General features: G+C 66.1%; 5 protein-coding genes and 1 pseudogene. 1 reads left to right on the forward strand and 5 read right to left on the reverse strand.

Going from position 1 to position 10,514, the window contains the following annotated elements:
- Positions 1-81: 81 nt before the first annotated feature.
- The 4 genes and pseudogenes from ABB27_RS18790 to folE all read right to left on the reverse strand — a co-directional run.
- A pseudogene (locus tag ABB27_RS18790) lies at positions 82-3,639 on the reverse strand (ATP-binding protein); the annotation flags it as partial.
- 73 nt (positions 3,640-3,712) lie between these two features.
- Positions 3,713-4,426, reverse strand: a complete 714-nt coding sequence (locus ABB27_RS18795; protein ID WP_057630830.1) for a DUF4194 domain-containing protein — start codon at positions 4,424-4,426, stop codon at positions 3,713-3,715.
- Positions 4,413-5,882 (reverse strand): DUF3375 domain-containing protein, encoded by a 1,470-nt coding sequence (locus ABB27_RS18800; protein WP_057630832.1) that lies wholly within the window; start codon positions 5,880-5,882, stop codon positions 4,413-4,415. The genes ABB27_RS18795 and ABB27_RS18800 overlap by 14 nt, the downstream gene beginning before the upstream one ends.
- Before the next feature lie 22 nt (positions 5,883-5,904).
- Positions 5,905-6,504, reverse strand: a complete 600-nt coding sequence (gene folE / locus ABB27_RS18805) for a GTP cyclohydrolase I FolE (protein ID WP_057630834.1) — start codon at positions 6,502-6,504, stop codon at positions 5,905-5,907.
- Between the two features lie 479 nt (positions 6,505-6,983).
- Here folE and ABB27_RS18810 point away from each other — a divergent pair, with 479 nt between their 5' ends.
- Positions 6,984-9,335, forward strand: coding sequence for a membrane-bound PQQ-dependent dehydrogenase, glucose/quinate/shikimate family (locus ABB27_RS18810; protein WP_244479272.1), 2,352 nt, complete (start codon positions 6,984-6,986; stop codon positions 9,333-9,335).
- Positions 9,336-9,838: 503 nt separating this feature from the next.
- On the opposite strand, the gene ABB27_RS18815 is transcribed toward ABB27_RS18810, so the two are convergent.
- Positions 9,839-10,378 (reverse strand): DUF3828 domain-containing protein, encoded by a 540-nt coding sequence (locus ABB27_RS18815; RefSeq protein ID WP_057630838.1) that lies wholly within the window; start codon positions 10,376-10,378, stop codon positions 9,839-9,841.
- Between the last annotated feature and the right edge of the window lie 136 nt (positions 10,379-10,514).

Below are 10,514 nucleotides of genomic sequence, written 5' to 3' on the forward strand. Positions count from 1 at the left end.
CCCCCTTCCGCCCTTCGGGCACCTTCCCCGCTAGCGGGGGAAGGGAAAGCCTCGGTGCCCTGACTATCAGGCCGGAATGTTCTTCTTCGTCGAAGACTTCTTCGCAGCCTTCTTGATTGCGGGCTTGGCTTCCGGCTCTGCTTCCACTTCCACTGAAGCTTCAACAGCCGGCGCCTCAAGCTCAGCATCGGCCACTTCACTCGGCGCAGCCACTGCGTCAGCAGCAACCTGCACGTCCACCACGTCCTCGACGCTGGCCTGTGCCATCGCACCGCGTGCGCGCGCCGGCAGTTTCAGGCGATTGCCTTCGTCGTCGTACTCGATCAGCAATACGCCCGAGTCGTGGCGGCCGCTGATCTCGACGAAGCAGGCGCCGCCGATGAACGGTTCCAGCGTCATCACCGACTTCAACGGGGTGGCCACCACCATCTGGAAACCGAAGTTCTCGAAGATGTTCATCGCCAGTGCGGTGAACTCGTTGTCGGCCTTGTCGAAGGCTTCGTCCAGCACCACCGCGGCGTAGCGCGGCAGTTCGCCATCCTCGCCACCGAGCTGGTAGCGCAGGGCGGCGGCCAGACAGGTGGTGGCCAGCTTCTGCCGCTGGCCACCGGATTTGCCGGCGCCGCTGCGATAGATTTCCACCTGTTCGCGGGTTTCGGCATCCAGCTCGACACCGATGAACTCCACATGCAGGCGCACGTCCAGTACCTGCTCGCGCCAGCGGCGCAGCTCCGGCTCCTGCGCACCGAGGCGGCGCACCAGGTCACGCAGTACATTGAACTGCGACTCGGCCAGCGAGCGGTCTTCGGTCTGCTGGTGGGTGAGTACCGCGCGCAGCTGCAGCTGGAAATCCTGCACTTCCGGCAAGCGCCGGTCGTGCACGTCGATGGCCAGCACGGTGCCGCGGTTGAACGCCACCTGCTCCAACGAGGCGTTGACCTCGTCCATGCGCTGCTTGATCGCCTTGTGCGCTTCAGCGGTGTGCCGCTGCAGGGCCAGCAGGTTGTTCTTGCTCTGGGTCTGCAGCAGTTCGAAGAAGCGGCCTTCGTGGCGCGGCAGGCCATCGCTTTCCAGGCGCGTCAGGCGGGCGAGGAAATCGTCGGCACTGGTCAGCGACACGGTGAAGTCACCGGAGTCTTCCGGCCACTGCTGGGTGTATTTGCGGAAGCAGTCCAGCAGGTGCTGGGTCAGCTTGGCATCGCGGCCCTGGCTGCTGCCGAGTTCTTCGGCCAGGCCACGCTCGATCACCCGGAAGTGGCTTTCCAGGGTTTCCAGGTTCAAGCCCGGCAGGATCTGCAGGCGTGCTTCCAGGCCTTCGCGCTGCAACTCGGTCAGGGGCGCGCTGGAAACGCGCGACTGGCCGTTGTCACGCTGCTGCTCCAGGCGCACGCGCTCACGCGAGAACTGCGCGCGTTCCAGACGCACGTCTTCGTAGGTGCGCTTGCCCTGGTCGCGCAGGCCGCGGGTCAATTCAATCTGCTGGCCGATGCGGGCCAGGGCGCTGTCGCCTTCGCGCAGGTCCAGCAGCTGCTCGTCGATATCGGTCAGCCGCTGCAGGCGCGGGCCGACATCGATCTCATCCCACTCACGCTCGATCAGTGAATGCGCGGCCAACTGCTTTTCATGGCCACTTTCGCGTTGCTTGCGCAGCATCGCCACGTCGGCTTCGCTGCGCGCGATGCGCTGCGCCAGCTCCTGGCCTTCGCGTTCGAACACGCGGCGCTTGTCGCGGTTGTCGTGGCCCAGCATCCAGCGCTTGCGATCGTTGACCGCGTGACGGTCATCCTTCTCGTAGCGGTCGCCCGGGTGCTTGATCTGGCCTTCGCGGGTGATCGCGCGATCTTCGCTGCGCAGCTGGCCGGCGTTTTCCACGCAGGTGTAGTCGAAGCGGCGCTGCAGCTCGTTGTAGACCCAATCGCCATAGGGATGGTCGCGCAGCTGCAGCTTGTGGATCAGCGAACGCTTCTCCGGCTCACGCGCATGCAGCAGCTCGTTGTCACGGATGCGGAAGTAGACCAGCTTGGTGCCCAGGTGGGTACGGTTGGCCCACTCGGCCACCTGCTGGTGGTTCTTCTCGTCGACCAGCAGCGACTGCGCGAAACCGTGCAGCACGCGCTCGATGGCGCCGCGCCAGCCGATCTGGTCTTCGCGGACCTGGATCAGTTCGCCGACAAAGGGCAGCGCCGATTCGGACAGGCCGGTGTCGTCGCACAAACGCATGCGCAGCTGCTGCAGCGGCGCCGGGATCGAGCTGGGGGCCGCCTTCAGCGATTCCAGTTCCACCCGCAATGCGGCAAAGCGCTTTTCGTCATCGCGGCGTTCGGCCATGCGCTCGGCAATGGCATCGTCGACCGTGCCGGCGCCGGACTTGGTGCCGTCGATCAGTGCACGCGCTTGTTCCACCTGCTCGGAGAAGCCGCTGGCGGTATCGGCCAGGGCCATGCCGAGCTGGCGGCAGGCGCCTTCCAGCTGCTTGCGGCGGCGGCTGCGTTCTTCGACTTCGCGCTCGACGCGGATGCGCTCGCGTTCGAGTTCCTCGATGCGCTCACCGCCCTGCTCGCGCTGCTGGCGTTCCAGTTCGACCAGCTTCTGTTCGTGGTTGTCCAGCGACTGCCGGCGCTGCCCTTCCTCGCCCATCAGGCCGCGGTCGAGCATCTCCACTTCTTTCAGGCGCTCGTTGACCAGCTCCAGGCGCTTCTCTTCGCGGAAGCCGTCGATGCCGATCTGCAGGTCGCGCAGCGTCGCCACGCCCTTGCGCAGGGTCATCAGGTCCTGGTGGAAATCACGCGCCGGGGTCAGCGTCTCGACCTGGCGGCGCGCGGTGACCACAGCGTGGTGGGCACCATCGAGTTCGGCGAAATCTTCAACCAGGCGGTCGGCCGCTTCGAAGGTGCGCGGCTCTTCCAGCATGAAGCCACGCAGGAAGCCGTTGAGGTCGCCCAGGTTCTTGGCCGACTGGGTCTTGTGCAGCAGACGCAGCGCCATGTCGTTGCCGATGCCCAGCAGGTGGCGGAAGCGCTCGGCATAACCGGTGAAGCTGTCGAAGTGGCCGACGTCCTCGCCCAGCCGACCGCGCAGCTTGCGCAGGTCCAGGTCGAAGCCTTCCATCTCCTTGGCCAGGTCGAAACGACGCGGTATCACCATGTAGTGCTTGCGCACGTCATTGGCCGAGGTGCCGGAGCCGGCAATCCAGAACAGGCGCACGATCGACACCGCGTCGCCGCGGGCAGTGTGGTATTCCAGCGCAAGGGCGCTCCAGGTGGCGCCCTTGCGCAGGTACTGGGTGGCGATCTCGCCGGACTCGCTGTCCTGCTGGTCAGCCCAGGCACCGCGCACATAGGACACCAGCGAGCGGTCGCGGCCGGAGCGTTCGGCTTCGCGCGCGGCGGCGTTGAAGTCGACGATGCTCGGCGGCGTCAGCAGCGCACTCATGCCGTCGAGCAGGGTGGACTTGCCCGAGCCGGAGCGGCCAACGAACAGGAAGCCGCGCTCGGCGATGGGGACTTCGGTCAGGCCCGAGAACGTGCCCCAGTTGAGCACCTGCAGGCGGCGCATGCGGAACTGGTTCGCGCGTGCATCGCTGGCCGGGTCGTTGAACAACGCGGCAGTGGGAAGCAGGGTGTGGGAAGTGGTTTCCATACGGCTCATCCTTCAGCCGCCACGCGGCGCGCGGCGGTGGTCATTCTGGTCAGCGTGGCGTGGGTGCCAGGCATCATTCGGCGGCAGTGCCGCTGGTCGTGTCTTCTTCGTCAACCGCGTCGCTGACCGCATCGCCGTCGCGCAGCTGGCGGTAGGCCTCGACCAGCACCTGCACGTCCTCGGCCGAGAACAGCAGCTTCAATGCCGGCGACACTTCGTAGCGGTCTTCGCTGCCGCGCAGCTTGGACAGCAACTGGTTCTCGCGCAGCTTGGCGATGGCGGCGGCCACACGCTTGCCGTAACCAGCCTGGTCGGTGGAGACGTTCTTCTGGTAGATGCTCATCGCCTCCACCAGCTGGAACTCGGCCACCACCGCGCGTTCGCCGCGGGTATCGGCTTCGGCGAGCTGCTGGCGCAGGAACAACAGCAGCACCGACTCGATGAAGGTCAGCGGTGCGGCGCGCAGCAGGTTGGGCGAGTCCAGTTCGGCGGTGTCGAACTGACGGGTGAAGGCGATGCCGCCATCCCGGTCCAGCACCAGCTCCAGGAACAGCTCGCATAGCAGGCTGCGTACTTCGTCTTCATTGCGCAGCAGGGCCGCCCATTGCGCCGGCTGGCGCTGCGCATCGACGCTGGGGCCGGCCAGCAGCAGGCACAGCGCGCGGCGCGCATCGACCGGCAAGCGGCCGCTGTCGCCGACGAACAATGCCCCGCCGCTCAAGGTGGGTGCCGGCGCGACGGGCGCGCTGATGGCTTCGCTATCGGTTTCGGTCTCAGACCAGTTCATCGCGTCTTTCCTTGAGGAACCAGATCAGCGGTACGCGGGCGCGTCGCACCACGCCGTCACCGCCGGTCCATTCCACGGTTTCCAGTTGGTCGGTCATCACCCTGCCATGGCGGGTGCCGATGGAGAGGTAGCCGATGACGCTGCCCAGGCCCTGCCGCGCCGGCCGCTCGCGCAATACCTGCGAGATGCTCAGGCGCGGGCGTGAACCCAGCAGCATGAAGAGATTGTCTTTCAGGGTGCGCACGTCGATTTCCGACTGCGCAACCAGATCGCCGACGCTATCCAGGGTGATCTCGGCCGCTTCGGCGTAATAGATGGCGGTGTCGACCTGGTGCGTGCGCGGGTCGTGCAGGCGCCATTGGCCGATCGAACGGATGCGCGCCGACGACAGCGGCAGCACGAAGCCGGTGGGCGCAGTTGGCCGCACCTCTTCGCGCAACAGCAAGGCCTGGCCCTGCGCCTGCTTGAGCAGCTGGTTGAGCCGGCGTTGTTCCAGGTAACCGCGGCTCTGCACGAAACCACGCAGGCTGCGGGCGAAATGCTGCATCACCTCGTGCACCTGGCCGCCGCGTTCGAGCAGGGTGCTGGTGAAGTTGCGCAGGAAGTTGCGCTCGTTGCGGTCCAGCTTGCGGGTGAAGCCGCGGTTGAGCACGGTGTCCAGCGCGACATCGAGTTCGGCGCTGCGCTGCGGGTCGTTCAACAGGTCCCAGAACGCCTGGAAGCTGCGCCCGGCATCGGATTCGCCAATCACGTCGACGCCGTTGAACAGGCGGTCGAGCACGTCGCCGCGCGCGCCTTCGTCGTCGATGATGCGCTCGCGGAAGCGGCGGTTGAGCTGTTCGAAGTCGTCGCGCACGCGGCGGAAATCCTCGGCCAGGTCGTCGGCCAGGCGGATCACGTCACGGGTACGTTCCAGCGCGCGCTTGCCATCCAGCGCGCTGACCTTGCCGGTGGCGACCTGGGCGATCTCGGCGTCGATGCGGTCGCGCTCGGCCTTGAGCGCGGCCAGCCGTGCTTCCGGATCAGCCTCGGTCTGCTGGGCCAGCTGCGAGATCTGCTGCATCACCATCGCCAGGCGGCTTTCGGTGGCCAGGCTGGCGTTGTGCTCGATGCCGGCGATGAAGCGGATGGCCTGCACCGCCTGCCGCGACAGCTCGTACTCTTCTTCGGCCGCGCCCTCAGGCAGGCGCCGCACCAGCCAACCCTGGGCCAGCCAGTAGGCGATATAGGCCTGCGCGGTACGCGGCAGTTCGAGTTCGAGCTCCTCGCCGTTGAGCGTGTCCAGCTGCTGCTGCAGGCGCTCGGCGAGGATGGAGCCGGGAATGCGGCGGTCGGCTTCCAGCAGCAGGCCCTGCAACAGGCCGACCAATACCGGGGCACGGTCGGAGGCCAGCAGTTTCCATAGCGGCTGCTCGCGCAGACGCTGGTAGCCGGCGATACGTTGGCGGTACTTCATCGAGCGCGCGCGTTCCCTGGGTTCAGCGTCGGGCGTGGCCGACTTCGATGAAACGCAGGAACTCGGCACGGGTGCGCGCGTCGTCGTGGAAGGTACCGCGCATGCGCGAGGTGACCATGCTGACGCCGCGCTTGTGGATGCCGCGGGTGGTCATGCACTCATGCGCGCCTTCCACCACGATGCCCACGCCCATCGGCTGCAGCACGTCCTGGATGACATCGGCGATCTGCGCGGTCATCTTTTCCTGCACCTGGAAGCGGCGCGCATAGGCCTCGACCACGCGTGCCAGCTTGGAGATGCCGACCACGCGGCCGTTGGGCACATAGCCGACATGCACGCGACCGATGATCGGTGCCATGTGGTGCTCGCAGTGGCTTTCGTACTCGATGTCGCGCAGCACGATCATTTCGTCGTAGCCGGCCACTTCCTCGAAGGTACGCGCCAGATACTCGCGCGGATCCTCGTGATAGCCCTTGAACCAGTCGCCATAGGCCTCGGCTACCCGGCGCGGGGTATCGAGCAGGCCTTCACGGGCGGGATCTTCACCGGCCCAGCGCAACAGGGTGCGCACGGCATCTTCGGCCTGGGCCTGGGTGACGGATGGGTTCTTGGAATCGGCCATTACAGAACTGCGCTTGGATTACGGGGTAGACATGCTACCAGCCGGGGGTGTGGAGGGCATGGAGAGGGCTTGAGCGCGGCCAAAGACGACGTCGGGCAGCGGAATAAGCGACTGTTTTAGAAAGGGTTATTTTCAGGCATGGGTGGATGACGCGCCAGTTCATTCAGCTTGTTGCGCCACGAAGCCTGCGAGGCTGCCCGGGTCCGCTGGATAGGCAGGATGCGGCGTCACCTTTCCTCGACCACCACTCAGGCACCATTTCGTTTGTGCGGCGCAACATATGTCGCACTCACCGAAAGATCGGTCCGTCTCCATGACGGAAGGGGATTCCCCATACAGCGTCCTTCCGCCCCGCAGGCCCGCCCTGCCGGGGGCAACGCCGCTCTTTCCCTGATCCCGTCCCCCGAGTGAGACAAGTCATGGTCGACCAATCTGGATCATCGCGCGGCAGCCTGCTGCGCTCCCTGCCCCGCCTTCTAATGGCCCTCGTACTGCTGCTGTCGGGCCTGGCCCTGCTGACCGGCGGCATCCGCCTGCTGAGCCTGGGCGGTTCCTGGTATTACCTGCTGGCCGGTCTGGCCTACCTGGTACTGACAGTGCTGGTGCTGCGGCGCTCGCGCCTGACCGCGGCGGCGTCTCTGCTGGTGTTTGCCGCCACCCTGGTCTGGGCGCTGTTCGATGCCCCCAAGCTGGGCTACTGGGAACTGCTGCCACGGCTGGTGGTGCCGGCCCTGCTGCTGATGCTGACGCTGTGGTCCAGCGCGGGCTACCCCGGCACCGGCAACGCCGCCCGCCGCTGGCGCAATGGCGGCGCGCTGGTCACCTTCGCGGCCCTGCTGGCAACGCTGGTCGCCGGTTTCTTCCCGCATGGCGGGCTGTCCAACCCGGTGGCACTGAGCGGCAACCCTGCCGCCGCCAAGCCCAGTGACGGCAATCCGGACAACTGGGAGTTCTTCGGCCGCAATGCCGCCGGCACCCGCTTCGCCCCGTACGCGCAGATCACCCGCGACAACGTGGACCAGCTGCAGGTGGCCTGGACCTACCACACCGGCCGCCGCACCTCGGTAGGCGTGGACGAAAACACCCCGCTGCAGATCGGCGCCACCCTGTACTCCTGCACCCCGGAGAACAAGGTGGCCGCCATTGATGGCGACACCGGCAAGGCGATCTGGAGCTTCGACCCCAAGGCCCGCACCGCCGAGCACGTGACCTGCCGTGGCGTGGGCTACTACGACATCGACAAGGACCGCAGCCTGGAGGCCGCCGCCAAGGCCGCCTACACCGACACGGTGTGCCGCCAGCGCATCCTGGTGTCCACCGTGGACGCCCGCCTGTTTGCGCTTGATGCGCAGACCGGCAGCCTGTGCCCGGGCTTCGGCAGCGACGGCTATGTCGACCTGAAGCCGCAGATGGGCCCCACCGAGGACAGCAAGCGCTACCACCCGACCTCGATCCCGGTGGTGATGGGCCACCTGGCGGTGATCGGCGGCTGGGTGCGCGACATCATGGATGGTGAGCCCTCCGGCGTGGTGCGCGCCTTCGACGTGCGCGACGGCACGCTGGCCTGGGCCTGGGATGTGGGCAAGCCCGATGACCTGGCCCAGCCTGGGCAGGATTTCGAGCTGGCCACCCCCAATGTGTGGACCATCCCCACCTACGACCACGAACTGAACCTGGTCTACCTGCCCACCGGCAACGGCCCGCCCGACTACTGGGGCGGTGAGCGCAATGCGGTGAAGGAGAAGTTCGGCTCCTCGGTGGTGGCGCTGGATGCCAGCACCGGCAAGCTGCGCTGGAGCCAGCAGCTGGTGCACCACGACGTGTGGGACTACGACGTGCCCTCGCAGCCGGTGCTGTATGACGTGACCAATGCGCAGGGCCAGAAGGTGCCGGCGCTGATCCAGACCACCAAGACCGGCCACATCTTCGTGATGGACCGCCGCACCGGCGCCTTCGTCACCGAGGTCGAGGAAACCCCGGTTCCGACCAGCCCGCAGGCCCAGGGCGAGCGCCTGTCGCCGACCCAGCCGCTGTCGGTGGGCATGCCGGTGATCGGTGCCGAGCCGCTGACTGAGAGTTCGATGTGGGGCGTAAGCCCGTTCGACCAGCTCTACTGCCGCATCAAGTTCAAGGACTCGCACTACCAGGGCATGTTCACCCCGCCCACCGAGCAGCCCTACATCGAATGGCCGAGCCTGCTGGGCGGCATGAACTGGGGCGGCATCTCGATTGATGAAACGCGCAACCTGATGTTCGTCAACGACATGCGCATGGCGTTGCGGATGTCGCTGGTAACCCGTGAGGAAGCCAAGAAGTACAAGATCTCCACCGACGAAGTGCCGGGCTTCATGGGCACCATCCGTCCGCAGCTGGCCGGCCCCTATGGCGGCGTCAAGATCGACATCCTGCAGTCGCCGCTGGGCGTGCCCTGCCCGACCCCGCCGTTCGGCACCATGAGCGCGATCGACCTGACCAGCAAGCAGCTGGTCTGGCAGGTACCGCTGGGCACCGTGCAGGACACCGGCCCGCTGGGCATCAAGACCCACCTGCCGATGCCGATCGGCATGCCGACCCTGGGTGGCCCCACCTCCACCGCATCGGGCCTGGTGTTCTTCGCCGGCAGCCAGGACTACTACCTGCGTGCGCTGGACGCGGACACCGGCAAGGAAGTGTGGAAGGTGCGTCTGCCGGTAGGCGCGGTGGCTGCGCCGCTGGTCTATGTGTCACCGAAGACCGGCAAGCAGTACGTGGTGATCTCGGCCGGCGGCGCCAGCCATTCGCCGGATGTCGGCGACTACCTGATTGCCTACGCGCTGCCTGAGCGCAAGTAAGCCGCCATCGGCTGTTGCAAAGACAAACCCCGGCCACGATGCCGGGGTTTGTGTTTCTGCCGCTCCGGCTCGCCTATGGCGGATTGCCGTAGCCCGGGTAAGCACAGCGCACCCGGGGCTTGTTGGCTGACAATCTGAAAGACTTCCAGATCCCTGTTTCCCGGGTGCGCTGCGCTTACCCGGGCTACGCGACTGAGCGCGTCACCCGAAATCCGATTCCAGAGATCTGGCATCGGATTTTTATTGTGGGAGCGGCGTAAGCCGCGAAGCAGATACACCGTCAGATAGCAGGCTCCCAAGAGACCAGCACAGTCAGCTTCGCGGCTTACGCCGCTCCCACATACAAGCAGTCGTGCGGCCCAGGCTACATCGATGGGCATAGCTTCTTGTGGGAGCGGCGTAAGCCGCGAAGCTGATACACCATCAGAGACCACCGCCCCAAGGGTTCAAGCACGCTCAACTACAGGACGTTGCTGAAATACCCTGCTGCGAACACCTTCATCTCAAGGCTTGGCGCTTTTCGTCGCCGTCGCGGTATCGCGCTGCAGTGCCTGCAGCAGGCTGGGCACGCTGGGTGTGGCGATATCGGCAACCCGCCAGCTGCTGCCTTGGCGCTGCAGGGTCAACTGCAGCTCCAGAGGATGCTCGGGGTCATCAAGCCGGGTGCTGGCACGCAGCTGGCCGTCTGCCATTGGCTGGATATCGAACCTGAGCTGGCGCAGGTCCTGCGCGCTGTCCTGGCAGTCGCAGAGCGGATCATTGTCCAGATAGCCCACTTCGCCCGCATAGGCGTCGCTGTTTGCGTCCATCGCTGCCAGCAGCACCGGCGCGTAGATGTCTTCATCGGGCAGGATCGCCTCCAGCCCGGCGTCGGGGTGATAGCCGGCGTAGATATGGCCGAGGAAGGCGCGGGCCGAAGCGATGTCATTCTCGCTGTTGCTGGCCGTTGCCGGGGTGGGCGCAGGCGTGGCGGCGGCGGGCACGTCCTTGTTGCAGCCGCTCAGAGCGAGTAGCAGCAATGCGGTGATGGTCAGGGTTTTCATGTGCTTCCTTGCGTATTCGTTTGTCGGGTCTTTTTAGGCGGGACTGGTGGGGAAAGCAAAGGCTTTCAAGCACCCCTCCCCCGCCCTCCCCTCCGCCTTCGGCGCAAGGGAGCACAGTAGCCCGGGTAAGCGCAGC

Origin of the sequence: Stenotrophomonas terrae, assembly GCF_001431465.1 — a bacterium.
GTDB classification, from domain to species: domain Bacteria; phylum Pseudomonadota; class Gammaproteobacteria; order Xanthomonadales; family Xanthomonadaceae; genus Stenotrophomonas; species Stenotrophomonas terrae.

Coding starts and splice junctions, on each gene's coding strand:
- ABB27_RS18795 (WP_057630830.1), bottom strand. CDS start 4,426: ATGAACTGGTCTGAGACCGAAACCGATAGCGAAGCCATCAGCGCGCCC.
- ABB27_RS18800 (WP_057630832.1), bottom strand. CDS start 5,882: ATGAAGTACCGCCAACGTATCGCCGGCTACCAGCGTCTGCGCGAGCAG.
- folE (WP_057630834.1), bottom strand. CDS start 6,504: ATGGCCGATTCCAAGAACCCATCCGTCACCCAGGCCCAGGCCGAAGAT.
- ABB27_RS18810 (WP_244479272.1), top strand. CDS start 6,984: ATGGCCCTCGTACTGCTGCTGTCGGGCCTGGCCCTGCTGACCGGCGGC.
- ABB27_RS18815 (WP_057630838.1), bottom strand. CDS start 10,378: ATGAAAACCCTGACCATCACCGCATTGCTGCTACTCGCTCTGAGCGGC.